23 protein-coding genes and 1 tRNA gene are annotated in these 23,298 nt (G+C 65.6%); 11 read left to right on the top strand and 13 right to left on the bottom strand.

Annotated elements, in window-relative coordinates; translation table 11 throughout:
- The first annotated feature begins 121 nt into the window (after positions 1–121).
- The gene (locus DX905_RS07740) at positions 122–595 is read left to right on the top strand and encodes an RcnB family protein (RefSeq protein ID WP_116090840.1); all 474 of its coding nucleotides are present in this window, start codon (positions 122–124) and stop codon (positions 593–595) included.
- Between the two features lie 61 nt (positions 596–656).
- Here DX905_RS07740 and DX905_RS07735 read toward each other — a convergent pair whose 3' ends face one another.
- Together DX905_RS07735 and DX905_RS07730 are read right to left on the bottom strand one after the other, a co-directional pair.
- On the bottom strand, positions 657–1,325 hold the full coding sequence (locus tag DX905_RS07735) for a hypothetical protein (protein ID WP_116092405.1): 669 nt from the start codon (positions 1,323–1,325) through the stop codon (positions 657–659).
- Between the two features lie 51 nt (positions 1,326–1,376).
- Positions 1,377–2,951, bottom strand: a complete 1,575-nt coding sequence (locus DX905_RS07730; protein ID WP_116090839.1) for a lysine--tRNA ligase — start codon at positions 2,949–2,951, stop codon at positions 1,377–1,379.
- Positions 2,952–3,052: 101 nt separating this feature from the next.
- Here DX905_RS07730 and DX905_RS07725 point away from each other — a divergent pair, with 101 nt between their 5' ends.
- From DX905_RS07725 to DX905_RS07700, 6 genes are all read left to right on the top strand, one after another.
- Positions 3,053–3,622 (top strand): hypothetical protein, encoded by a 570-nt coding sequence (locus DX905_RS07725; protein ID WP_116090838.1) that lies wholly within the window; start codon positions 3,053–3,055, stop codon positions 3,620–3,622.
- The gene (locus tag DX905_RS16165) at positions 3,619–6,342 is read left to right on the top strand and encodes a helicase C-terminal domain-containing protein (RefSeq protein WP_116090837.1); all 2,724 of its coding nucleotides are present in this window, start codon (positions 3,619–3,621) and stop codon (positions 6,340–6,342) included. Before DX905_RS07725 ends, DX905_RS16165 begins: the two co-directional genes overlap by 4 nt.
- Before the next feature lie 3 nt (positions 6,343–6,345).
- The gene (locus tag DX905_RS16160; protein WP_116090836.1) at positions 6,346–6,888 is read left to right on the top strand and encodes a SixA phosphatase family protein; all 543 of its coding nucleotides are present in this window, start codon (positions 6,346–6,348) and stop codon (positions 6,886–6,888) included.
- Positions 6,885–7,409, top strand: coding sequence for a GNAT family N-acetyltransferase (locus tag DX905_RS07710; RefSeq protein WP_116090835.1), 525 nt, complete (start codon positions 6,885–6,887; stop codon positions 7,407–7,409). Before DX905_RS16160 ends, DX905_RS07710 begins: the two co-directional genes overlap by 4 nt.
- 57 nt (positions 7,410–7,466) lie before the next feature.
- Complete coding sequence (locus DX905_RS07705) at positions 7,467–7,802, top strand: hypothetical protein (protein WP_116090834.1); 336 nt, start codon at positions 7,467–7,469, stop codon at positions 7,800–7,802.
- A 148-nt stretch (positions 7,803–7,950) separates the two neighbouring features.
- Entirely contained in the window at positions 7,951–11,097 is a 3,147-nt protein-coding gene (locus DX905_RS07700) for a TRCF domain-containing protein (RefSeq protein WP_116090833.1), read from the top strand.
- 46 nt (positions 11,098–11,143) lie between these two features.
- On the opposite strand, the gene DX905_RS07695 is transcribed toward DX905_RS07700, so the two are convergent.
- Positions 11,144–11,217, bottom strand: a tRNA-Gln gene (locus tag DX905_RS07695).
- Positions 11,218–11,395: 178 nt separating this feature from the next.
- On the opposite strand from DX905_RS07695, the gene DX905_RS07690 reads away from it, so the two are divergent.
- Together DX905_RS07690 and DX905_RS07685 are read left to right on the top strand one after the other, a co-directional pair.
- Positions 11,396–12,457: a Ppx/GppA phosphatase family protein gene (locus DX905_RS07690; RefSeq protein ID WP_116090832.1), complete on the top strand. Its 1,062-nt coding sequence runs from the start codon at positions 11,396–11,398 to the stop codon at positions 12,455–12,457.
- Complete coding sequence (locus DX905_RS07685) at positions 12,454–13,149, top strand: RlmE family RNA methyltransferase (protein ID WP_116090831.1); 696 nt, start codon at positions 12,454–12,456, stop codon at positions 13,147–13,149. Before DX905_RS07690 ends, DX905_RS07685 begins: the two co-directional genes overlap by 4 nt.
- Positions 13,150–13,213: 64 nt before the next feature.
- On the opposite strand, the gene DX905_RS07680 is transcribed toward DX905_RS07685, so the two are convergent.
- From DX905_RS07680 to DX905_RS07645, 10 genes are all read right to left on the bottom strand, one after another.
- Positions 13,214–13,633, bottom strand: coding sequence for a secondary thiamine-phosphate synthase enzyme YjbQ (locus DX905_RS07680; protein ID WP_116090830.1), 420 nt, complete (start codon positions 13,631–13,633; stop codon positions 13,214–13,216).
- Between the two features lie 5 nt (positions 13,634–13,638).
- Complete coding sequence (locus DX905_RS07675; protein WP_116090829.1) at positions 13,639–14,682, bottom strand: sensor histidine kinase; 1,044 nt, start codon at positions 14,680–14,682, stop codon at positions 13,639–13,641.
- A complete protein-coding gene (locus DX905_RS07670; protein WP_116090828.1) occupies positions 14,682–15,128 on the bottom strand; it encodes a response regulator in 447 nt (148 codons plus the stop codon). The genes DX905_RS07675 and DX905_RS07670 overlap by 1 nt, the downstream gene beginning before the upstream one ends.
- A complete protein-coding gene (locus DX905_RS07665; RefSeq protein ID WP_116090827.1) occupies positions 15,125–16,615 on the bottom strand; it encodes a sensor histidine kinase in 1,491 nt (496 codons plus the stop codon). Before DX905_RS07665 ends, DX905_RS07670 begins: the two co-directional genes overlap by 4 nt.
- A gap of 160 nt (positions 16,616–16,775) precedes the next feature.
- On the bottom strand, positions 16,776–17,534 hold the full coding sequence (locus tag DX905_RS07660) for a hypothetical protein (RefSeq protein WP_116090826.1): 759 nt from the start codon (positions 17,532–17,534) through the stop codon (positions 16,776–16,778).
- An 80-nt stretch (positions 17,535–17,614) separates the two neighbouring features.
- Complete coding sequence (locus DX905_RS16020) at positions 17,615–17,788, bottom strand: hypothetical protein (RefSeq protein ID WP_162875521.1); 174 nt, start codon at positions 17,786–17,788, stop codon at positions 17,615–17,617.
- Between the two features lie 13 nt (positions 17,789–17,801).
- Complete coding sequence (locus tag DX905_RS16015; RefSeq protein WP_162875520.1) at positions 17,802–17,972, bottom strand: hypothetical protein; 171 nt, start codon at positions 17,970–17,972, stop codon at positions 17,802–17,804.
- A 241-nt stretch (positions 17,973–18,213) separates the two neighbouring features.
- Positions 18,214–18,498, bottom strand: a complete 285-nt coding sequence (locus DX905_RS07655; RefSeq protein WP_116090825.1) for a hypothetical protein — start codon at positions 18,496–18,498, stop codon at positions 18,214–18,216.
- A 96-nt stretch (positions 18,499–18,594) separates the two neighbouring features.
- On the bottom strand, positions 18,595–19,929 hold the full coding sequence (locus DX905_RS07650) for a sensor histidine kinase (RefSeq protein ID WP_116090824.1): 1,335 nt from the start codon (positions 19,927–19,929) through the stop codon (positions 18,595–18,597).
- On the bottom strand, positions 19,919–21,322 hold the full coding sequence (locus DX905_RS07645; protein WP_116090823.1) for a sigma-54-dependent transcriptional regulator: 1,404 nt from the start codon (positions 21,320–21,322) through the stop codon (positions 19,919–19,921). The genes DX905_RS07650 and DX905_RS07645 overlap by 11 nt, the downstream gene beginning before the upstream one ends.
- A 226-nt stretch (positions 21,323–21,548) precedes the next feature.
- On the opposite strand from DX905_RS07645, the gene DX905_RS07640 reads away from it, so the two are divergent.
- Both DX905_RS07640 and DX905_RS07635 read left to right on the top strand, forming a co-directional pair.
- Positions 21,549–21,851, top strand: coding sequence for a UrcA family protein (locus tag DX905_RS07640; RefSeq protein ID WP_116090822.1), 303 nt, complete (start codon positions 21,549–21,551; stop codon positions 21,849–21,851).
- Between the two features lie 135 nt (positions 21,852–21,986).
- Positions 21,987–23,288: an efflux RND transporter periplasmic adaptor subunit gene (locus DX905_RS07635; RefSeq protein WP_116090821.1), complete on the top strand. Its 1,302-nt coding sequence runs from the start codon at positions 21,987–21,989 to the stop codon at positions 23,286–23,288.
- Positions 23,289–23,298 lie beyond the last annotated feature (10 nt).

Raw genomic sequence — 23,298 nt, 5'->3', positions numbered from 1 at the left:
TCGGCCATCTTTCTATACGCTGACTATTCCATTCGAAACCCGTTCAGCGAATCACCGCTAGGTAAGAATTTGACGGGGCGTTTGCGCCTCAGTCGGTACTTATAAGGGAAAGGAGTAGACGATGCGTAAAGCAATATTGGCCAGCCTTCTGGTTGCCACGATCGTTCCGACAATGGCGCAAGCCCAAAGCGGAGAATTGCGGCATGACCGGCGCCAGATCCGTGAGGAACAGCGCGACGTGAATCGTGCGATCCGCCGCGGTGACTCACCGCGCGAAATCCGCGAGCAGCGTCAGGATGTGCGCGAGGCGCGCCGTGAATATCGCGACGATTGGCGCGAACATCGCAGCCGTAACCCGAACATCTATCGCGCCGGACGCTGGGACGGCCCGCGCGGCTATCGCTACCGCCCGGTCAACGTGGGCTACCGCTTCGACCGCGCCTTCTACGATCAGCGCTATTGGGTCGATCCGTATCGCTATCATCTGCGCCCCGTGCTCGGCTGGCAGCGCTGGGTTCGCTACGGGAACGACGTCCTGCTCGTCGACGTCCGCAGCGGCCGCGTGCTCGAGGTCAACAACCGCTTCTTCTTCTAAGCTTGTACGTAGCGTAGCGTATGAGGGGCCCGGGCGGGAAACCGCCCGGGCTTTCTTTGGCTCAGAGCCGTCCGAACGGCAGCAATTTCCGCGCGAGCAGTTCGGCCGTGCGACCGTCGCCCGCGCGCAGCGGAATCAATAAGGCCTGTGCCTGACGTTTGGCGATCCGATCGAGCGCGGAGGGAGCCGGCGCGGCTGCCGCCTGCTCGGCCAGACGGAGTGCGGTCGCGACATCCTTCGGATTGAGGCGGATGCGCATCATCGCGGCAAAACCTGTGAAGAACGGCCGCCCTCCGCCAAGCGCCACCGCCCGGTCCAGCGCGGCGAGGCCAACCTCCTTCTTGGCGCCCAGCATCGTCGTCGCCAGGAAGCCGGATGCGACCGTATCGAGATGCCATGACGCGATCGCGAGATGCGCTTCTGGATCGCGCGGATTGGCAGCGGCGAAGTTTTCGAAGATCTGGCGCGCCATCTTGGCATCGCCGGGCGAGCGCGTCAGCCGCGCACGATCGCCGATGCCGACGCCGCGCTGCATCTGCGCCTCGCGATCATGAGGATTGGCTGCAAGCTGCGCCTGCGCCGCGGCCAGCGCCTGATTGACCAAGGCCAGCGCGGCCGCCTTGTCAGTGGTCTGGAAGGCCGCCTGCGTGAGCATCTCTCGCGGTGTCGCCGCCATGGCGGGGGCGGCCGCCAGCAGGGCTGCGCAGACCAGCCCGGCGCGAATCGTCATTTTCAAATTTGTCATAGGGTTGGAGAAAGCTTTGGGAACCGAAACGATCCGTCAGGCAGCTTGCGCAAGCGCTTCTGCGATTAGTCGGCGGCTATTATCGAGCCCGTAAAGGGCGATAAAGCTGCCCATGCGCGGCCCCTGTTCGGAACCGAGCAAAGTCTCGTAGAGCGCCTTGAACCAGTCGCGCAGCCGTTCCTGCCCGTAATGAACCTTGCCGACCTCGTAGACCTCGTTCTGTGCGGCGGCCGTCAGGTCCTCCACGTCACCCAGCCCGGCAAGGCGGGCATCCAGATCGCGCAAGGCCGTCGCTTCCTCGGCGGTGGGCGGGCGACGCTGCAGCGTCGGCGCGACATAGTCGCGGTGGTAGGCGAGGGCGTGGCCGATCAGCGCGTCCAATGCCGAATGCTGTGTGCCGGGGCGATACGCCTGGAGATAATCGCGCACGACCGCCTGATCGGCATTGCCGATCACGCCGACCAGATTGAGCAACAGCCCGAAGCTGATGGGCAGCGGCTCGGCCGGCACGTCGCCATTGTGAATGTGGTGGACCGGATTGCCGAGCTGCTGTGGCAGGCCCTGCGCCGGATAGTCCGCCACCGACTTCCAATAATCGTCGATCGCGCGCGGGATCACGCCGATGTGTAGCTGCTTCGCGCGCTTGGGCTCGCGATAGGCGAAATAGGCCAGGCTTTCGGGTGGGCCATAAGTCAGCCATTGATCGAGGCTGAGGCCGTTACCCTTCGACTTCGAAATCTTCTCGCCATGCTCGTCGAGGAACATCTCATAGTTGAAACCCTCGGGAGGTCGCGCACCGAGCACGCGGCAGATTTTCGAGGATTGGATGACCGAATCGATCAGGTCCTTGCCGGACATTTCGTAATCGACGCCGAGCGCGGCCCAGCGCATCGCCCAGTCGACCTTCCATTGCAGCTTGGCGGCGCCGCCAAGCGCGCTGGCGACAATCGTATCGCCATCGGGCGCGGTATAGCGGATCGTACCGGCATCCGCGTCGACGACCTCGACGGGAACTTGCAGCACGACGCCTGTCTTAGGATCGATCGGCAGCACCGGCGAATAGGTCGCCTGCCGCTCCTGTCGTAAAGTCGGCAGCATCACCGCCATGATCGCATCATAATGACGCAGCACGTTGCGCAGGGCATCGTCGAACCTGCCGGCTGCATAATATTCGGTCGACGACAGGAATTCATATTCGAAGCCGAACCGGTCGAGAAAGTCGCGTAACATCGCATTGTTATGGTGCGCGAACGATTCGAATTTGCCGAAGGGATCGGGGATGCGTGTCAGCGGCTTGCCGAGATTTTCGGTCAGCATCGCCTGATTGGGAACATTGTCGGGAACCTTACGCAGGCCGTCCATGTCGTCGCTGAACGCGACCAGGCGGGTAGGAATATCCGAGATCGCCTCATAGGCGTGGCGCACCATGGTGGTGCGGAGCACCTCGTTGAAGGTACCAATATGCGGCAAGCCCGAAGGGCCGTAGCCGGTTTCGAACAGGATATGGCCCTTGGCGGGCGCGCCGTCCGAATAGCGCGCCAGCAGCTTGCGCGCTTCTTCAAAGGGCCACGCCTTGGAGGCGAGCGCGGCGTCACGCAGATCGTTTGCCATTTGTTCCCGGTTTCACTAGCGTTCAGGCGAGCGGCTTTAGGGAAGCCGGCCAGACGTGGGAAGCGGCGTTGCACCGCTCCGGTGGAGGCGTAGCAAGCGCTATGGAGAGTGTTCGGCCCAACGCCAGTCTGCCCGTGCCCTATATGCGGCGGCTCAATCCGATTCCCGAGCGCACCTTCTACCTCGCGCGGCCGGGCGTGCGGGCGATTCCCTCCGGTGTGGCAACGACCGCGGTGTTCGTCAGCTTCCAGGGCTTCACCCTCATCATGTTGCTGTGGGCAATCTGGTGGCCCGCACCGATCAGCACGGGTGATTATGCGTTTGCAATCAGCTGCACGGCCGTGCTCGCCTCGCTCGTGATCGGCGTCTTCCTGTTGCTGCTCCGTAAATATCCGGGCTTTCTGATCGCAGTACTGCGCTCGCCCTTCATCAGCCTGCACGTGACCGATCGGCGGATCATGTGGACGCTGCCGTGGATGAAGGCGCCCCTGATGGAGATTGGTCGTGAGCGCGTGTTGGGCGGTATCGTCGGAATGCTCGACGCCAGGGGCAACGGCCCGGCGGCAGTGATCCTGGTGCCGGGCGATCCCAGCGCGGATATCGACGGCAATATTCATTTCGATCGGCTGCCCGATGCCGCCGCATTCGTGGCGGCGCTGCAGGGCCAGTGAGCAACCAGACGAGCCCGCCGCTCCCCGCGCTCCACGCGACCCATGGCGGCATCTGGCTGGCAAGCGCAGAGGGAACACGCGCGCTCGAGCGGGGCGAGGCGATCGCGCGTGTCTCCGAAACGCCGACAATTTTGCTCAACGCGCCGCTGGTGGCGGCAAGACTTGGGCTAAGCGAGCTGTCGGGACTCGACCTGCTGGAACTCTATGCCTTCGTCCATCCGGCGCGTTTCGCGGTGCCGACGCCCGCGGGGCTGGCGCGTGCGCTTGGGTTGGAGCCGCCGGAGGATGATAGCGCCGCCGCTTCTTTCCTGCGCGCCGCGGCAGCGACGTTGTTGGCGACGTTAGGTAACCCGCACTGGCCGGAGCGGGAGGGCGCGTGGACGGCGGCCCAATCGCTCGGCCGGATGCGCTGGCCGTGGGCCAATCTGATAGCCCCGCTGATCGCCAAGCCGGAGCAGGGGGAGCGTTGGCTGTTCGCCCGTCTGCCGCAATGGGAAGAAGCTGCGCCCCGCCCCGACCCGCGCCCGCACCGTCAGCAGGATGCTGACACGCTCGCGCGGCTGGCAAGGCTGGTGGGCTCCGGCGCGGAGCCGCGTGAAGGGCAAAAAGCCTATGCCGCGGCCGCAGCGCGCGCCTTCGATCCGCGTGAAGATGCCGGCCGTCCTCACTTTGTGCTGGCCGAAGCCGGCACCGGTATCGGCAAGACGCTGGGCTATCTCGCACCGGCCTCGCTCCATGCCGCTGAAGCGGGCGGCCCGGTCTGGGTATCGACCTACACCAAAGCGCTTCAGCGCCAGCTTGCCGCTGAGAGTGCGCGTGTTTTTCCAGACGACAGGATCCGGCGCGAGAAGGTCGTCGTCCGCAAGGGCCGCGAAAATTATCTGTGCCTGCTCAATCTGGAGGACGCGCTGCAGGGCGGCTTCCAAAATCGCGCCGCGATCCTGGCGCAATTGGTCGCACGCTGGGCCGCCTATACGCGCGACGGCGACATGGTCGGCGGCGATCTGCCCGGCTGGCTGGCGACCCTGTTCCGCCGGGCCGGCTCCACCGCGCTGACCGATCGGCGCGGCGAATGCGTCTATGCGGGCTGCCCGCATTACCGGAAATGCTTCATCGAGCGCGCCAGCCGTGCCGCGGAGCAGGCCGATCTGGTGATCGCCAACCACGCGCTCGTCATGATCCTTGGGTCGCGCCGGATGGATGAAGGTCGTCCGCTGGCGCGGATCGTGTTCGACGAGGGGCATCATCTGTTCGATGCCGCCGACTCGACCTTTGCCGCCGCACTGACGGGGCAGGAGACGATCGAGCTCCGGCGTTGGATATTGGGGCCGGAATCGAAGGCGCGCGGGCGGCGGCGCGGGTTGGCGGCGCGGCTGCTCGACCTCGCTTCCTATGACGAGGAGGGGCACCGCGCGATCGAGCAAGCCTCGGCCGCGGCGCGCGAATTGCCGGGCGACGGCTGGCTCGGGCGGCTTTCCGAGGATCTGCCGCTTGGCCCGCTGGAGAAGCTGTTCGCGGCAGTGCGCGGTACGACCTATGCGCGGGCGAGCGCCGCCGATGCAGGCTACGGCATCGAGACGCATGCTGCCGAACTAGACGTGAGCCTGATTGAAGCGGCGGCGCCCGCGGTCGAAGCGCTGGAGCAACTCGTGCGACCACTCGCGCGGCTGCGTCAGCGCCTCCAGGCGGTATTGGAGGATGCGCCCGACTGGCTGGATAGCGCCGCCCGCGCCCGGGTCGAGGGGGCGCTAGCGGGGCTGGTCAATCGCAGCCAGACGCTCGCCGCCTGGATTGCGATGCTGGTTCGGCTGGGCGGGCCGGCCGATCCCGATTTCGTCGACTGGCTTGCGGTCGATCGGGTCGAGGGACGCGAATATGATATCGGTCTGCATCGTCGCTGGCTCGACCCGACCAGGCCGCTTGCCGAAACCGTGCTCAAGCCGGCGCACGGCTTGATCGTCACCTCGGCGACGCTTCGCGGCGGCGAGGATTGGACGGGGGCGGAGGCGCGCAGCGGCGCGGTCCATCTCGATCGCGCGGCGATGCGCTTCGCGGCGCCATCCCCATTCGATTATGCGGCACAGGCCGAGGTGCTGATCGTCACCGACATCAAACGGGGCGACACCGCCGCGCTCGCCGGCGCCTATGCCCGGCTGATCGAGGCGTCGGGCGGCGGCACGCTTGGTCTGTTCACCGCCATCCAGCGGCTGCGTGCGGTCCATGCCCGTATTGCGGATCGTCTCGCCCGCGAAGGATTGCCGCTTTACGCGCAGCATGTCGATCCGATCGATACCGGCACCCTCGTGGATATCTTCCGGGACGATCCGCGCGCCAGCCTGCTTGGCACCGATGCCTTGCGCGACGGGGTGGACGTGCCGGGGGAATCGCTGCGAACGGTGGTGATGGAAGGCGTGCCCTGGCCGCGCCCGACAGTGCTCCATGCTGCCCGCCGTGCCGCCGGCGGGGGCACGGCACATGATGACCGTATTGTCCGCGCGCGCCTCGCGCAGGCGTTCGGCCGCCTGATCCGCCGGGCGGGCGATCGCGGTACTTTCGTGCTGCTCTCATCGGCAACGCCGTCGCGGCTGCTGGACGCTTTTCCGTCGGGCGTCACGATCGCGCGCGTCACGCTGCAAGAAGCGGTGAACCGCGTCGCATCGCGACTTCCTTCCGTCGCATCTTTGCGCCATCAGGAGGCCGGCGAGGAAGCGAAGGGTTAGGGCATGAAGCGGCTGACGCTGCTCCGGCATGCGAAATCGGGGGACGACGGCATGGTCGCGCGCGATTTCGATCGGCCGCTCAACGCCAAGGGCCGCCGTGCGGCGCGCGCCATCGGCCGACATATGCGCGATGCCGGGCTGCGCTTCGACGCGGTGGTGGCCTCGCCCGCAACGCGCGTCGCCGAAACCCTGCAGGAGGTCGAGGCCGGTTATGGCGCCGGACTTTCGCCGCAGTGGGAGCGGCGCATCTATCTGGCGACGGCGGGGGAATTGCTGGACGTGGTCCACGCCGCTCCGCCCGAAGCTGAGAGCCTGTTGCTGGTCGGGCATAATCCCGGGTTGGAACAGCTCGCGCTGATGCTGGTGCCGAGCCGTGACGAGGGCAGCCCGCGCGGCGAGGTCGCAGTGAAATATCCAACGGCAAGCCTCGCCGAGCTGAGCTTTGCCGTTGATCGCTGGGAAGATGTCGATGCGGATGCGGGCGAACTCGTCCGTTTCGTCCGGCCCCGCGATCTCGATCCCGAACTGGGCCCGGACTACGCATGAGCGAGCCGGTGCTGCGGCGCGCCGTACCGCAAGATGCGGCTCGGCTCGCGCTGCTCGGGGGGGCCACCTTTCTCCACAGCTTCGCGCATGATCATCCCGGCGATGCCCTCGTTGCGCATGTCGAGGCTTATCATTCGCGAGACTGGTATAGCCGGACACTGGCCGACCCGGCGTGCGCTGCATGGATATTGGAGACCCAGCTCGGAGCGCCGATCGGTTACGCCCTGCTCACTCCACCGGAGCTCGATTGCCCGACCGAATCGAGTGATCGGGAACTGAAGCGCATCTATCTGCTCGGCCCATGGCAGTCGGGCGGCTGGGGAGGGAAGTTGCTCGCGGCTGTCGAAGAGGAAGCGCAGGCGCGGGGTGCCGCGCGCCTGTTTCTGTGCGTCTATTCGGTCAATCACGGCGCGCAGCGTTTTTACGCGCGGCGCGGCTACGCCGAGACCGGCTATCGCCAGATTTTTTTGGTGGGCGACGTGCCGTTTGAGGACTTCATCTGGGCCAAGCAATTTGGCTGACGTTAAACGCTGCCGGCGCGCAAGGGCTCTTACAGTGCAGCCTAACAGGGGATCCATATGACCAGAATATATTTGGTAGGCGCCCTGTTGCTGGCGGGCTGCGCCAGCTCCAGCGTGATGGAGCAGCGCAAGCCGGACCGTCCGATCATGCGCAAATATACCAGTGTGGATGCCCCCGGGAAAATTGCGAGCTGTCTCCAGGCGACGATGCCCAACCTGGTGATGCAGTTTCGCGGCGAGCATGAGATCGTGATGCTGTCGCGAAACGAGGCGGGAACGACCTTGCTGGCCTGGTACATCGCCCCGTTCGGCACGGGCTCAACGATCGAGGTTCGCCGTGGCCAAAAGACAGGCCCGGGCATCGCGCGCGCCGAACGCTGCTTCCCGCAATAGCCAAGCAGCGTGATGGGAACGGGCTGACCAAGCGCGAGCCGGGGCCAGCTAGAACGAAGATCGAGACGATCGCCGCCAGGCGATGACTTTGCGCTTTCCTGCTGCAGCTTTTTCGAGCGCGCGACGTTCGCCAGCCGGGAGGATTTCCATGCCTGATGAAAACAAGGCTGTGGCGCCGTTGGCGCGTATTGCCACGCGCATCGCGGAAGCGATCGGTACCGGCGATATCGTCTATGTCGCCGCCGATGAGCGGGATGCGGAAGCGATCGCCGCGGCAGTGGCGGCGATCACTACCGATACAATAGTCCATGTACCGTCGAGCGATGCTCTGCCCGGAGACGATGCCCCGGCCAGCCCGAGCAATGCCGGTCGCCGCGCCGCCGCCCTACGCCGGCTGCACATTGCCGCGTGCGAAGCGCATCGTCAGCCGTTAGCCTGCATCGTCAGCGCGGAAGCAACCGCGCGGCTTTATCCCCCGCCTGAATCCTTTTCGGCCGCGCCGCCACTGCTGTCACCCGGTGAGCCGATCGACGTCGCCGCGCTCTCGGAGCATCTGTTCAGCATCGGCTATTTCAACGACGACCGGATCGACGAGCCTGGCGAGATCGCGGTGCGCGGCGAGGTGATCGACCTGTTTCCCGCCGACGCGGAATTGCCGGTCAGGATCGAGATTGCTGATGGACAGGTCGCCTCGCTGCGAACCTACGATCCGATGAGCCAGCGAACTGTAGCGGAGCTTGCGCGCGTTGAAGTAGGTCGCGCCGCGGAGCCGCCGGTCGGGGAAGGCACATGCCTGCTTGCCCACCTTAAGCCCGGGCGCATCATATTCGATCCCAAGGCGCATTCGCGACGGGATCGCTTTCTCGCGCTGGCGGCGGAGGCGGTCCGCCTGGGCGCGCGCGCCTCCATGGCCGTGTCCGAGGATAGGTGGAACGCAGCGCTGAAGGGCTGGGATACGCTCGACTGGAGTGAGGATGACAGCGAGTCCGTGCCGCGCTTCGTGGAGCGTAGCGCACCATGGGCTGCATTCCTGCGCTTCGCCCGTAAGGCGTTGGCCGCCGGCGCCAGACTCGTCATTGCGGGTGGTGCGCGTGACCTGCGCTTCATCCGCCGCCGGCTTGCCTTAGATTTTGGCGTGGAGGTGCATAGCCTTTCGACTTGGGCGGAGGCGCAGGCACTCGATCCCGGCGCGGTCGCGACCCTGCACATGCCGATTATGACGGGCTTTTCGCGTCCGGGCATGCTGCTCGTCGCCTCGGCGGACCTGCTGGGGAGCCGGGCGGTGCTGGACGCTGACACCGCCACTCGATCGATCGACATGCTGGGGGACATGACCGATCTGCGCATCGGCGACGTCGTGGTGCATGAAGATCATGGCATTGCCCGCCTCGCGGGGCTCGAGCCGATGCCGAGCGGCAACGGTGGCGAGAACGGCGACGCCATCATCCTGGAACATGCCGACAAGGCGCGGCGGTTGGTGCCGGTCGAAGCGGCGGACAGGCTGTGGCGCTATGGAGCCGATGCGGACGCGGTGGCGCTCGACAAGCTCGATGGCAGCAGCTGGCAGAAAAGGCGTAGCGCGATCGACGCCGCCATCGCTGAGAGCGCAACCGCTTTAGCCGCGCTGGCAAAGCAGCGGGCAGCGCTAACCGCGCCTGTCTTCGCACCCGACCCGGCGTCATACGAGCGCTTTGCATCCGGCTTTCCCTTTACCGAAACGAGCGACCAGGCACGCGCGATTTCGGCCGTCCGTGACGATCTCGCTTCGGGCAAGCCGATGGACCGGCTCGTCATTGGTGATGTCGGCTACGGCAAGACCGAGGTTGCGTTACGCGCGGCCGCGATCGTGGCGCTTGGCGGTGGCCAGGTCGCGGTGGCGGCGCCCACAACGGTACTGGTTCGGCAACATCTTGAAAGTTTCCGGCGCCGTTTTGCCGGCACGGATGTGGTGGTGGCGGGACTTTCCCGTCTTTCCTCGCCGGCCGAGAAGAAGGCGGTCAAGGCGGGCCTGGCAGACGGTTCCATCCACATCGTGATCGGCACCGGAGCGGTGCGTGGGAGGGATGTGGCTTACCGGTCGCTCGGACTGGTGGTGATCGACGAGGAGCAGCGCTTCGGCACTGCGGATAAAGCCAAGTTGCGGGGGGACGGCAGCATCCACGTGCTGACACTGAGCGCGACGCCCATCCCGCGCACGTTGCAGACAGCATTGATCGGCCTGCAGCAATTGTCGATTATCGCCACGCCGCCATCGCGCCGCCAGCCGATCCGCACCACCGTCGATCGCTTCGACGAGACGCGCGTGCGCATCGCCCTGATGCGAGAGAAGGCGCGTGGCGGGCAGAGCTTCGTGGTCGCACCCCGCATCGAAGACCTGGCGGGTCTGGCCGAGCGGCTCGGCCGGATCACGCCCGAACTCAGGATCGTGCAGGCACATGGCAAGATGCCGGCGGCCGATCTGGACGAGGCTATGGTGCGGTTCGCGGACGGGCAGGGGGACGTATTGCTCGCCACGAACATCATCGAAGCCGGGCTCGACGTGCCGCGCGCCAATACGATGATCGTGTGGCGGGCGGATCGTTTCGGGCTTGCTCAATTGCACCAGCTGCGCGGCCGCGTCGGGCGCGGGAGCCGGCGCGGGCAGATATTGCTGGTCACGGACGGTGAGCATGAAATTGGCGATCGCACGCTCCAGCGCCTGCGTACGCTCGAGGCGTTCGACCGGCTGGGCGCAGGATTCGCCATCAGCGCGCGCGACCTCGACATGCGCGGCGCGGGCGACCTGATCGGCGATGCCCAGGCCGGGCATATGAAGCTGATCGGCGTGGCGCTGTACCAGCATCTGCTCGAGTCGGCGCTTAGGCAGGCACGGGGCGAGACGGTGGAGCGCTGGTCGCCCGAGCTCCACCTGAGCCTCTCAGGCCGGCTTCCGGACGAGTGGATTCCCGAGCCGGAGATCCGCGTCGCGCTCTATGCCCGCCTTGCGCGGATTGAGGACGGGGCGGCGCTCGATGCGCTGGAGGAGGAGCTAGAGGATCGGTTCGGTGCACTTCCGCCCGACGCGGAGGCGCTGATCGCGGTCGTGCGCATCGGTTGCCTGGCGCGCTCCGCGCGACTGGCCCGAATCGATGCCGGTCCAGGCGGGATCGCGCTAACGCCTCGGCGCGACTTTGCGGGCGACCCGGATGGGCTCGGCCTAGTGGCCAAGAACGACCGGCTGATCCTGCAGGAGCGGATCGAGGACGAACATGCCCGCCTCCATCGCGTCCGCGAGGTTCTGGAAGCCATGGTCTAGAGGCTGCGCGACGAGCTTCGGTTTATCGGCGGATATCGCACAACGCTGGATGCCCCGTGAGGATTCGAACCTCAATTAACGGAGTCAGAGTCCGTAGTCTTACCTTTAGACGACAGGGCAGCAGCGGAGGCGGCGAAATAAGCAAGCGGCCTTGCGCTGTCAACGCGCAGTCGCGCCTTGGACCCAGCGGTCACTAGCCGGGACGGGTCGCGCCCTTGCCGGTAGGGCCTGTGCGGACTAATCAGGTCGTAAGTACCGGCGGCCCCGTGCCGATTCCGGAGAATATAAGAGACGGCTAATGGCTGAGCGCGCGCACCAAGCGACGCAGGCGGCCGGCGGATCCCGCCGCGACGCAGCGCCCCCGTCCCGCACCGCGCGGGCGTCGTCGATGCGCGGCACTTATGCGGCGCTGGACCTGGGCACCAACAATTGCCGGCTGCTGATCGCACGCCCCGCCGGCGACGGCTTCGTCGTGATCGACGCCTTTTCGCGGATCGTCCGCCTCGGCGAAGGGCTGGCGGCAACCGGCCGGCTGAGCGACGCTGCGATGGACCGGGCGGTCGCGGCGCTGACGATCTGCTCCGAGAAACTGAAGCGGCGCAACGTCACGCTGGTACGCTCGGTCGCGACCGAAGCCTGCCGCCGCGCCGTCAACGGTCGCGAATTCGTGGCACGGGTGCTCGCCGAGACCGGCATCCGACTGCAGATCATCACCGCTGAGCAGGAAGCGCGGCTGGCGGTGACCGGCTGCCACGCGCTGCTCGAGCCCGGCACTGGCCCGGCGTTGGTCTTCGACATCGGCGGGGGGTCGACCGAGCTGGTGCTTCTCGATGGCGAAAGCGGCGGGGCGCCTCATGTCGGCGACTGGTTCTCTGCACCGTGGGGCGTGGTGTCGCTGAGCGAGAGCGAGCCGCATATTGGCGATAGCGAGGAAGAGTTGCGCGCCGCCTATGCGCGGATGCGGGCGCGGGTGGCGGAGGCCTTTGCGCCGTTCGCCGCCACCCTCAAGGCGCGGGGCGTCGGCGACGGCGGGCGCTTGCTCGGGACGAGCGGGACGGTGACGACGCTTGCCAGCCTGCATCTGGAGCTGCCCAATTATGATCGGCGCGCGGTCGACGGGCTGATCGTACCGGCAGGATCGATGCGCGGCCTGAGCCAGCGGCTGGCGGGTATGAGCGTCGAGGAGCGGGCGCGGCTCGCCTGTATCGGCAACGAGCGCGCCGATCTGGTGGTGGCGGGCTGCGCGATCCTGGAGGTGATCCTCGATCTGTGGCCGGCGGAGCGGCTAAGCGTCGCCGACCGCGGCATTCGGGAGGGCATATTGCGGACGCTGATGGCGCACGAGTTCACAACTTCATGAGCCGCGGCGGATCAGGCGGACGGGTGCGGGTCAAGACCGGCCGCGGGCGTACGTCGGCATCGACGCGCTGGCTCGAGCGGCAGCTCAACGATCCCTATGTCCGGCGCGCCAAGGCGGAGGGGTATCGCAGCCGCGCGGCATATAAGCTGCTGGAGCTGGACGAACGGTTCGGCTTCCTCAAGGGCGCAAAGCGCGTGATCGACCTCGGCATTGCGCCTGGCGGGTGGAGCCAGGTGGTGCGGCGGCGCTCGGCAACGGCGCGCATCGTCGGCATCGACCTGCTGCCAACCGACCCGATCGACGATGTCGTGATCCTTCAGATGGACTTCATGGCCGACGACGCGCCGGCGCGACTGACCGGCGAACTGGGCGGCAAGGCCGACCTGATCCTGTCGGACATGGCGGCCAACACGGTTGGCCACCAGCAGACCGATCATTTGCGGACGATGGGCCTGGTCGAGGCGGCGGCGGAGTTTGTCGGCGAGGCGCTGGCGCCGGGCGGGGCGTTCGTCGCCAAGGTGCTGGCCGGGGGCGCGGACAGCACGCTCGTGGCGATGCTGAAGCGGATGTTCACGACCGTGAAGCACGCCAAGCCGGCGGCGAGCCGCAAGGACTCGTCCGAATGGTATGTGGTTGCGCAGGGGTTTAAGGGGCCGGTGGCCATGTCCCAAAATGAAGAGCTTCCTGATTAGCAGAGCATTTTTAGCTCTTTTTAGACGATAACAAGCAGGAATCCGCCCAAGGGGTGGTGGATTTTTACTCGCCTAAAAGATGGAGGACGACGCTGCGCCGATGGGGTTGGCGGCGGTGCTCGAACAGATAGATGCCTTGCCAAGTGCCGAGCGCAAGGCGGCCGTCGACCAGCGGGACGGTGAGCGAGACCTGCGTCAAAGCTGTCTTGAGATGGGCAGGCATGTCGTCGGGCCCCTCATCGTCATGTGCGTAGAGGCTGCGATCCTCGGGCGCGATGCGGCTGAAGAAGGCAACGATGTCGTCCTTCACCTCGGGCGCGGCATTCTCCTGGATCAGGAGAGAGGCCGAGGTGTGGCGGCAGAAGATGGTGAGCAGCCCTTGGCTAATGGCCTGCTCGCCGACCCAGCGGGCCACGTCGCGCGTAAATTCGTACAGGCGCGGGCCGGAAGTCGCGATCTCCAGTGTCCCCGACGCCTGTCGCATCCTAGTCAGGCCGCGGCGGCGACCAAGGTCGCCCGCACACCGTTATAGGCGGTATCGTAGGCGATCGCGGACTTAAGCGTCGCCGCCATTGCGCCCACCAGCTTCGAACCAAGGCCGGTGCCCTTGATCGAGCCATCGGCGGGCATGCCGCAGCCGTCATCCTCAACCCGCAACATGAACTTGTCGCCGTCGGCGCGCAGCTCGACCCTGATCTCACCGGTCGCGGTCGCCGCATAGGCATATTTGCAGGCGTTGGAGACGAGTTCGTTGACGATCACGCCGACTGCGACCGCCTTGTCGGTGCCGAGCTCGATCGGCTCGGCCGACAATGTCAGCGCGCGCGGCCCTTCCGGTGTCGACCAAGTGTCGCCAATCTCTTCGAGCAGCGACGCCAGATATTCGGCCATGTCGACCTTGTTGACCGAATTGCCGGTGTAGAGCCGGCGATGGACCTGCGCGATCGCAGCGATGCGGCGCTGGGTGTCGGCGAGCGCGGTCTTGGCCTCTTCATTGCCGACGCTGCGCGCCTGCATATGCACGAAGGCGGAGACGAGCTGGAGGCTGTTGGCGACGCGATGATTGACCTCGGTCAGCATCGCCTGCAGCCGCTCATTGCTCTCGCGCAACTGCTCCTCGGCGCGTTCCTTCTCGGCCTGCATCCGCACTCGCGCGAGTCCCTGCTCGATCGCGCGCGCGAGCAGGTCGAAAAACTCCTCGCCGACCGTCTTCACGACATAGTCGATCGCGCCGGCCTTAAGGGCGGCGACCGCCACGCGGCTTTCTTCCGAGCCCGTGACGTAGATGACCGGCGGCGGATCGGGCAGCTTGCGCAATTGCTGGAGCGTCGTCAGGCCGTCCTGACCGGGCATGTAGTGATCGACTGCGACCAGATCATAGCCATATTCGGCGGCCATAGCCGCGCCTTCCTTGCCACCGGTTGCGACATCGACGCGGAAGCCGCGCCGTTCGAGCGCGCGCGACACCAACCGCCGAAGACCATCATCATCGTCGATATAAAGGATGCAGGGGGCTTCGTCGGTCGGCGCCATCAGGCCTCGGGCAGGTCCGGCACCTGGATCACCGATAGGAACAGGCCGAGCTGGCGGATGGCGTCTGCGAAGCTCTCATAATTGACCGGCTTGGTGATGTAGACATTGCAGCCAAGATCGTAGCAGCGCTGGATTTCAACCTTGTCGTCAGTGGTGGTGAGCACCACGACCGGGGTGCGCTTGAGCGAACTGCCCTCGGCCTTGATCCGGGTAAGGATGTCGGTGCCGCTCATATCGGGCAGGTTAAGGTCGAGCAGGATCAGCGCCGGGCCGTTGTGGGTTGGGCCGTTGCTATCCTCGTACAGATAGTTGAGCGCCGACGTGCCGTCGGTGAAATGCTGAATGTCATTCGAGATACCGGCGCGGCGGATATTCTTTTCGATGAGGCGGGCATGCCCCTCATCGTCCTCGATCATGATGATGTTGACCGGCTGTTGATTGTTCATGCCATCGCCCCTTGATCACCCGCAAAGTGGATAGGCAGATTGATGCGGAAAGTCGCACCCTTACCCAATTCTGATTCCACGTTAATCGTCCCGCCGAGGCGATAGGCCAATGCGCGCGTATGCGCGAGCCCGATTCCCTCGCCCGGCTGGTCCTGCTGGCCCGAGCGGCGGAACAGATCGAAGATCCGCTCATGGTCCTTCGGATCGATGCCGCGGCCATTGTCGGCGATTTCGAAGGTAGCGCGCGCCCCTTCGCGCTGGCCGCGTATCTCGATCCGGCCCGGGCGCCCCGGCTGCAGATATTTGATCGCATTCTCTACGATGTTGGCCATCACCTGTTCGACCGCCAGCCGGTCGCTGGTCAGGCCGGGCAGGCTCGGCGCGATGGTCACTTCGATGCCGAGCTCGTCGATACGATGGCGAAGCGTGCCGACTACTGCCGCCATCAACCCATCCATGTCGAGCTGCTCCGGCGTGATCGGGCGGCGGCCCTCGCGTGACAGGCGCAGGATGGCGTTGATCAGCCGGTCCATCTTCTGGGTCGAGGTGCGGATGAAGCCGATCGCTTCGGGCAGATCCTCACGCGCTGCCAGGCGATCTTCGGCATCGACGATATCGGGTGCGCGCGCCTCGACACGGTCCATCATCGCGCTGAGCCGCTTGCTGGCGGCTTCGAGTTCGGCGGTGAACCCCATTACGTTGACGAGCGGGGAACGCAGATCGTGGCTGACGATATAGGCGAAACGCTGGATCTCGTCATTGGCGCGCTGCAGGTCGGCGGTCCGCTCGCGCACCGCGCCTTCCAGATTGGCGTTGAGTGCCGTGAGCGCGTCGCGCGAACTGGTCAGATCATTGGTGTAGCGGATGATGATCCAGATCGATCCTCCCGCCACCACAAGCAACAGTGCACCGGACGCAGAGAGGATAATGAAGAAGCGCAGCAAGCTCGCCCGCTGCTCGGCGTTGCGGACGGTGAGCAGCCGATCCTCTTCGGCCAGCATTTGATCGGCACCCTCGCGGATGGCGCGGATCATGGGCAGGCTGGAATCGTGGTTGAACGTCTCGACCGCTTCGGCGCGGCGCCCGGCGCTGACGAGCGCGACCGAGCGTGCCAGGGTCCGCATATGCTGGCGCGACAATTCGGTAAGGAAAGCGACATTTTCCTGCTGGCGCGGGTTGTCAGCCACAAGCCGACGAATTTCCGAAAGCGCCGGGCCGATCTCGTTCGCCGTATCAGTGAAGGTGGCGGACAGGCCATGTTCGTTGCGCAGCAGATATCCCCGCCGGGCCGCCTCCAGCCGCTCCTCGAGCACGCGGAAGCGCGAGATGGCGCGTTCCACCTGATAGGTATGGTTGACCCAGCGAGTCTGATCCTGATTCTGCAGGATCGCCTGGGTCGCGGCGAAGCCAGCCGCGATCAGCGCCAGGAAGCCGATCGAGACGGCCGCCACAACCAGCCGATTGAACCAGCGGTCGGTTACCTTCATGCTTCGAAGCGGACTGCGCACAGTGGCGCGATACTTGGATCAGCGATTGATGCAAGGGCCGGTGCTGATGTCGGACGGACCGGCCTCCCCGGACCCGGATATCAGGCATATCATCCACACGCGCCGATTGACCGATGCAGGCTCAAGCGCGAAGCGGGGATCAGGAGCGATCCACGAACCCCGTTGGCGTTAGTCGAACCGCACGCAAATCCACGCCATATTGCTTGCGGATCATCGCCGTCACGCCATCGGCATATTGGCGCTGATTTCCCTCGGTCTGTGCCGATTTGAAACCCGAATAAACGGTGACTATCAGCAGCTTCAGTTCCTCGCCGAGCTTCGCCCGATTGGCAAGGACGAGCGCGTTGCCGGCAATCCGCGCCGCAAACTGACGGCGCAGGCCGAGCGCCTCCGCGCGCGAAGGTTCGTGGGTGAAGCCGTTTGCGATCACCCACGTCACAGCCATATAGGCGGCCATGGCGTCCGAAACGGAATCGGAACGAAAGCCGGCGTCGCCGACGAGCTGCCGATACATCGTTTGATAATCACGCTTGCCGAACTCGCGCGCAACCTGATCCGCCAGCTGTGGATTCGTGCGGCGGACGCGTTGCACATAGGCCGCCACGGCTTCGCGGGCCAGCGCGCCGCTCGGCTGATACATGCCGACGCTCGCCGGCCCGTTCGGCGCCACTGCCGGCCCGCCGCGCGCGCCCGCGGCCGCCTTGCCCGGCCGTCCGCGGACACCTGCAGTGCCCTTCTGCGGTCCGCAAAGGCCCGCATTGCACATGTTCATGGTGACCGGGAAGGCTATGGCGTTCACCGCCGCACCGATTTGCGTGAAGTCCGGTTGAATTTGAGCCGACGCAGGGGCCGACATTACAGCCGCGGTCACGGCGAACAGAGCAACGGATTTGTGCATAGGAAGCCTCCACTGCGCCAAAGATCACGCCTTAACGCATGACCGGCCGAGAAGAGGCAGGCATGTCCGGTGCTTGCTGATCAGTCGCGAAAGGCGTGGGCGTGGCCACATGGCTTAACTACGATCCCACGCGCGTTCAGTTCTGCCGCGATCGCGTCGCAATGCGCGTCGCCGGTCTCATGCGCATGATCGTACATGTCGAGCAGGGTTTCGTCGTCGAAGGCGCGAAGTGCATCATTCGGGTTGCTTGTCACCGCGCGGCGTCCTTCAATATCCCTGTCCCGCATCCTTGGCGGCCGCATCGCTCGACCGACCGCCCGTTTCTATCGCCGCCTCCGGCGTCAGCCACACTACCACGCCATCGGGGCCGTCCACCCAAACCTCGCCGCCTTTGGCGTTCACACTGCTCGCATCGTCATACAGCTCGTGCTTTGCCATCGCCCTTCCCCTCAGGCGCTTCGTCGCGCCAGTCATCAGCTTTCCAACTCGTGATGGTCCGGATCGTGCCAACCTTAGCCGCAAAGGCGGATTCCCCTGGGCCCATCGCTGGGGACGTTCAAGGGCAACCAAGCTCTCGGATATATGTCGAACGACGGCTACGTTTCCTGGGGCTCGGCCGACACAGGACAGCCACGACAGAACGTCCATCGAGCAGACCGATTGTGACGGCTAAGGTGGTTTACGCCTGCGTTGAAGCGAACCATTCCGCATAAGGCGTGTTGCGTGCCATTCGCCGGTTGTAGTCAGGCGCGCCATCCGTCCACCAGACTGACCCGCGTTCTCCTAGCGCACGTTTGGCGCGATCCACGCCGGGGCGGTCACGCGCCCGCCGCGCCTTCATCAGATCCGCCACCAGCGCGACCCGTTCCTGCTCCGAAAGCGACGGGTTGGTCTTCCGCCAAAGCCTCCCGCGCACCACGAAATAGCGTCCGTCCGGCGTTACGGGATAGGGATCACCGGTCATCAACGACGCGACGCGCGGTATGCAATGCAGGACACTTCGTACAATCTCTCCGGATCGACGTAGGAACAGATCGGGGGATAACCGGCGAAGCGCCCATCAAATCACGATCTCGAAACAGGCGCCGTTTCCTGTCGGGCCCAGCGCGATCGTGCCGCCATGGGCGGTCAGGATGCGGCGGGCGAGGCTGAGCCCGACGCCGGTGCCGCCCGCTTTGGTGGTGAAGAACGGCAGGAAGATCTCGTCGGCCAGGCCCGGCGCGATCCCGGGGCCGTTGTCGCGCACCGTGATCAACGTACGCCCGCCGGGTAGCAGGCCGATCGCCAGCGCCACGCGGGGCGTCGCTCCATGATCGCGCGCTGCCTCCGCCCCGTTCTTAAGCAGGTTGATCGCCACCTGCGCGAGCAGATCGGGGTCGGCATCGATGGTGAGGTCTTCGGGTTCCACCGCCACGTCGAGCGGCACGTTCCGCCCGGCGTCGGATGCCGCAAACAGGCGCACCAGTTCCTGCGCCCACGGCGCCGCCGCGAAGCGACGCCGTTCGACCACCGGCACGCGGCTGAAGGCACGATAGGATTCGACGAAATGCATGATGCCACTCGCGCGGCGCGCGAGTGTTTCGACCGCCATGCGCGCATCGTCGATCGTCGGATCGCCATGCGCCACCTCGCCCATCAGGCGCGCCGCGCTTTCGGCAAGCGAGACGACGGGTGTCATCGAATTCATGATCTCATGCGTCAGTACGCGCACCAGATCGGCCTGGGCGGCGAGCTCGACCGCCGACAATTCCTGCTGGATAGGCTGGACCGCCACGATCGCGAGCGGCCGTCCGAGCCGGTCCAGCGCCGCACGCGATACCATCGCACGCTGAACCACACCGTCGATCCGCAGCGGCGTAACCTTGCGGAACCCCGCCTCGCCGCCCGCGTGCAGCAGCGCGACGAACTCGGCACCATAAGGGGCAAAATCCTCGACCCGCGTGCCTGCCAGCCGATAAAATGTCTTGCGCGCCGCCTTGTTGGCCAAAGTGACGCGACTATCCTGGTCGATCAGCAGCAAGGCGGACGGCGCCTCGTCGGCGAGCGCGGCGTGGACGCGTGCCTCGTCGCTCGCCTGGGCGCGTTCCGCGCGCAACTGGCGCATCGCATCGCCAAGCGCCTGCCCAAGCTCGTCGAAGCCGCCGCCGGCGGTGCGCCCGAAACCCTGGTTAAAATCGCCGTAGCGCAAGCCTTCGACGAAGCGCGCAATCTCGCGATTGGTGCGCCCGATATAATACCACAGGCTCCATGTCGCCCCGACGACGAGCAAAGCGGCGAGCAGCCGGGCCGCCCCCAGCCCCGGCTGCCACCAGGACAAAGCGAAGCCCGCGATCGCCGCCAGCAGGAGCAGCAGCCGCCAGCCGAAGCCGACGGCGAAGTTCCTCTCAAAGCCCATGCTTCTCCATGCGCCGGTAGAGCGAGCCACGCGTCAGGCCGAGTTCGGCAGCGGCGGTGGAGATATTATAGGCATGCTTCTGAAGCGCGCGCTCGATCATCTGCTTTTCGGCGCGGCCGAGATGCAGGCCGGGATCGGCGGCAGGTGCGGGCGGAGCCGCCTCTGCGCCGATCCGGATCGCGGGCGCCGCACGTGCCAGCGGAAAATCCGAAAGGGCATAGGTATCGCCTTCGGCCAGGATAACGGCGCGCTCGGCGGCGTGGCGCAACGCCCGGACGTTGCCGGGCCAATCATAACCGGACAAAGCCGCCAATATCGAGGTGGGCAAAGCGCGGGCGGGCTTGCCATATTTGCGCGCGTAGAAGCCGAGGAAATGTTCGAGCAGCAGCGGCACGTCCTCCGCTCGCTCGCGCAGCGGCGGCAGTGCGATTTCGACCGTGTTGAGCCGGAACAGCAGATCGGTGCGGAACTGGCGGGGATCCTCAATCTGCTCAGGCCGCAAGTTGGTGGCCGAGACGACGCGAATGTCGATCGGCAGCGGCTTGTTGGCACCAACCGGCGTGATCTGTCGCTGCTCCAGCGCGGTCAGCAATTTCGGCTGGAGGTGAAGCGGCAGATTGCCGACTTCATCCAGGAACAAGGTGCCGCCGTCGGCGGCCTGCATGCGGCCTATGCGATCGGTACGCGCATCGGTGAAGCTGCCTTTGACATGGCCGAACAATTCGCTGTCGATCAGCGGCTCGGCAATCGCGCCGAGGTCGACCGACAACATCACCTTGTCGGCCCGGCGCGACGCCCGGTGCAGCGCGCGGGCGACCAATTCCTTGCCGGTGCCATTCTCGCCGGTGATCAAGACATTGGCCTCGGTCGGCGCGGCACGATCGACCAAGGCGAGCACGCGCCGGATTGCGGCGCTGCTGCCCAACAGCGGAATCTCCCCGGCGGGCGCGGCAATCGCCTGGGCGCGCGCTTTCTCGACCCCGGTCGCGCGGCGGGAACTGCGTAACGAGGCGGCGGTGCGCACGGTCGCAAGCAAGCGCTCATTATTCCAAGGCTTGCTCACGAAATCGGTCGCGCCCTGCTTCATCGCCTCGACCGCGATCTGGACGCCGCCATGGGCGGTTATCAGCACCACTACCGCGTCCGGATCCTTCTCCAAGATGCGCCCAAGCCAGAGGAATCCTTCGCGCCCGTCAGTGGCGCCACGCACGAAATTGGCGTCGAGCAGGATCGCGTCCGGCGAGCGCGCGGCTATCACCTCCATCGCCTGCGCCGGCGAAGGCGTGGTCACGACCTCTGCGAAGAGTTCGCGCAACAGCAGTCGCGCCGCAAGCAATATGTCAGCATCATCGTCGATCACGACGCACAGGTCGAATGCGGGTTTGTCCGCCATGTTAACTCCCCAATGGCCGTGGTAGCCATCGGCGCTTCACCTATCAACAAACGTGCCAAGACTGTCCGCTCGCGAACGGCATCTGTCCGGATTTGCGCAGGCTCGTAACGCGGTGCGGAGGCACCTTTCTAGAATATCCGTTCTGGGAGAAAGACTTAACGCTCTGGCACGGACGATGCTCCTGATCCGTGCGGCAATGAAGCCGTCTCATTGAGGAGTCTCGATCATGATCCGCCTGTCTCCCTTCGCGCTCGCCGGGGCGCTGCTCGCAACCAGCGTCACAATATTGGCTGTGACACCGACGCAAGCGGCGAGCCGCCATGTCCGTTATGGCGACCTCGATCTAACCTCGCCGGCGGGGCGTGCGGCGGTGGAGGCGCGCCTCCACACGGCGGCCGGCGCGGTCTGCTGGTCCGATTACAACACGCTCTCGCTGATTGCGGCCTGCCGCCGCGCGACGATGAGCCAGGCCCGTGCCGACCTGAATCGCGCGGTGCGTGGCAGCCTCATCCAGGTGGCGGCACGCTGATGCCGCTACTAGGCCGCCTGTCCGGCAATGGACACAGAATTGTCCGGAAACGGACAGGCAGTCGCGTGCACAGCCTCCGGCGTTTTTCGAACAGCCATGTAAAGCTCCTGGCACGAACGCTGCATAGGTAAGGCGATGAGCGTCGTCCGTATTCAATCCGAGGCCAATAGCGCCACGCTGGCGACCGGCATGGACCGGGTCATTGCGCGCAGGAAATTGCCGCGCTGGGCCTTGGTCGCCGCCGGCGCGGTTATTTTGCTGCTGCTCGCACTGGCATGGTGGCTGGCGCCGCATGGCAACCGCCAGACCGTGCCCGCCGACCGGCTGACCATTTCCGAGGTGCGCAACGGCACGTTCGACGATTTTCTGCCGCTGCGTTCGCTGGTGACGCCCTTGCTCACCGTCTATCTCGATGCGGTCGAAGGCGGCCGGGTCGAAAAGAAGGTCGTCGAGGACGGCGCCTTCGTCGAGAAAGGCCAGCTGCTGGCGGTGATGTCCAATGCCGACCTTCAGCTTGCGACCCTGCGGTCTGAGACCGACGTGGCGCAGCAGCTCAACAACCTGCGCGTAACCGAGCTCAGCCTGTCGCAGACCCTGTCGGAAAATGAGCGCGCCGTCACCCAGGCGGAAAACGAACTGGCCAAGGCCAAGCGCCTGTACGACCTGCAGCAGCCGCTGGCGCAGCGTGGCTTCGTCGCGGCAAAGGTATTCGGCGACACCAAGGACGATCTCGTCTTCCAGCAGAAGAAGCTGCGCGAGGTGCGTGCTGCCCAGTCGACGCAGGGGCGGCTGCAATCCAGCCAGCTGACGCAGTTGCGCGCGACCGCCCGTTCGTTGCAGGCCGCGCTCGGCATCGCGCGCGGCAATCTCGATCAGCTCAACCTGCGGGCGCCGGTCTCCGGCCAGCTTTCCTCGTTTGCGATCGAAGTCGGCGAGAGCATGAGCCGCGGCGAGCGGATCGGCCAAATCGACAGTCCGGGGCGCAACAAATTGCGCGCGCAGGTCGACGAATTCTATTTGGGCCGGGTGCAGCCCGGCCAGGTCGCGACGGTCGATTATGCCGGCAAGACCTATCGACTGAAGGTCGCCAAGATCTTCCCGCAGGTGAAGAACGGCATCTTCGAGGCCGACCTGTGGTTCGTCGGACCCGAGCCGCAAGGCATCCAGCGCGGCCAGACGCTCCAGGCCAAGCTGACCTTCGGCGATCCGGCACCGGCCCGGCTGCTGCCCAACGGCGCCTTCTATAACGATACCGGCGGTCAATGGGTGTTCGTGGTCGCGCCAGGCGGCGGCAGCGCGGTCAAGCGCCAGGTCCGGCTCGGCCGCCGAAACACCGACTTCATCGAAGTGCTCGACGGGCTGGAGCCCGGCGAGAAGGTGGTCACCTCACCCTATACCGGCTTCGCCGACAAGGATCGGCTGGATATCTCACAATGAATCAGGGGAA

Origin of the sequence: Sphingomonas crusticola, assembly GCF_003391115.1 — a bacterium.
Lineage (GTDB): Bacteria > Pseudomonadota > Alphaproteobacteria > Sphingomonadales > Sphingomonadaceae > Sphingomonas_I > Sphingomonas_I crusticola.
The sequence above is the reverse complement of the archived record's forward strand: the minus strand, read 5'-3'. Positions and strand labels throughout refer to the sequence as shown.

Bases quoted from the DNA above. Each gene is read 5' to 3' on its own strand.
- DX905_RS07740 (WP_116090840.1), top strand. From the start codon at position 122: ATGCGTAAAGCAATATTGGCCAGCCTTCTGGTTGCCACGATCGTTCCG.
- DX905_RS07735 (WP_116092405.1), bottom strand. From the start codon at position 1,325: ATGACGATTCGCGCCGGGCTGGTCTGCGCAGCCCTGCTGGCGGCCGCC.
- DX905_RS07730 (WP_116090839.1), bottom strand. From the start codon at position 2,951: ATGGCAAACGATCTGCGTGACGCCGCGCTCGCCTCCAAGGCGTGGCCC.
- DX905_RS07725 (WP_116090838.1), top strand. From the start codon at position 3,053: ATGGAGAGTGTTCGGCCCAACGCCAGTCTGCCCGTGCCCTATATGCGG.
- DX905_RS16160 (WP_116090836.1), top strand. From the start codon at position 6,346: ATGAAGCGGCTGACGCTGCTCCGGCATGCGAAATCGGGGGACGACGGC.
- DX905_RS07710 (WP_116090835.1), top strand. From the start codon at position 6,885: ATGAGCGAGCCGGTGCTGCGGCGCGCCGTACCGCAAGATGCGGCTCGG.
- DX905_RS07705 (WP_116090834.1), top strand. From the start codon at position 7,467: ATGACCAGAATATATTTGGTAGGCGCCCTGTTGCTGGCGGGCTGCGCC.
- DX905_RS07700 (WP_116090833.1), top strand. From the start codon at position 7,951: ATGCCTGATGAAAACAAGGCTGTGGCGCCGTTGGCGCGTATTGCCACG.
- DX905_RS07690 (WP_116090832.1), top strand. From the start codon at position 11,396: ATGGCTGAGCGCGCGCACCAAGCGACGCAGGCGGCCGGCGGATCCCGC.
- DX905_RS07685 (WP_116090831.1), top strand. From the start codon at position 12,454: ATGAGCCGCGGCGGATCAGGCGGACGGGTGCGGGTCAAGACCGGCCGC.
- DX905_RS07680 (WP_116090830.1), bottom strand. From the start codon at position 13,633: ATGCGACAGGCGTCGGGGACACTGGAGATCGCGACTTCCGGCCCGCGC.
- DX905_RS07675 (WP_116090829.1), bottom strand. From the start codon at position 14,682: ATGGCGCCGACCGACGAAGCCCCCTGCATCCTTTATATCGACGATGAT.
- DX905_RS07670 (WP_116090828.1), bottom strand. From the start codon at position 15,128: ATGAACAATCAACAGCCGGTCAACATCATCATGATCGAGGACGATGAG.
- DX905_RS07665 (WP_116090827.1), bottom strand. From the start codon at position 16,615: ATGAAGGTAACCGACCGCTGGTTCAATCGGCTGGTTGTGGCGGCCGTC.
- DX905_RS07660 (WP_116090826.1), bottom strand. From the start codon at position 17,534: ATGCACAAATCCGTTGCTCTGTTCGCCGTGACCGCGGCTGTAATGTCG.
- DX905_RS16015 (WP_162875520.1), bottom strand. From the start codon at position 17,972: ATGGCAAAGCACGAGCTGTATGACGATGCGAGCAGTGTGAACGCCAAA.
- DX905_RS07655 (WP_116090825.1), bottom strand. From the start codon at position 18,498: ATGACCGGTGATCCCTATCCCGTAACGCCGGACGGACGCTATTTCGTG.
- DX905_RS07650 (WP_116090824.1), bottom strand. From the start codon at position 19,929: ATGGGCTTTGAGAGGAACTTCGCCGTCGGCTTCGGCTGGCGGCTGCTG.
- DX905_RS07645 (WP_116090823.1), bottom strand. From the start codon at position 21,322: ATGGCGGACAAACCCGCATTCGACCTGTGCGTCGTGATCGACGATGAT.
- DX905_RS07640 (WP_116090822.1), top strand. From the start codon at position 21,549: ATGATCCGCCTGTCTCCCTTCGCGCTCGCCGGGGCGCTGCTCGCAACC.
- DX905_RS07635 (WP_116090821.1), top strand. From the start codon at position 21,987: ATGAGCGTCGTCCGTATTCAATCCGAGGCCAATAGCGCCACGCTGGCG.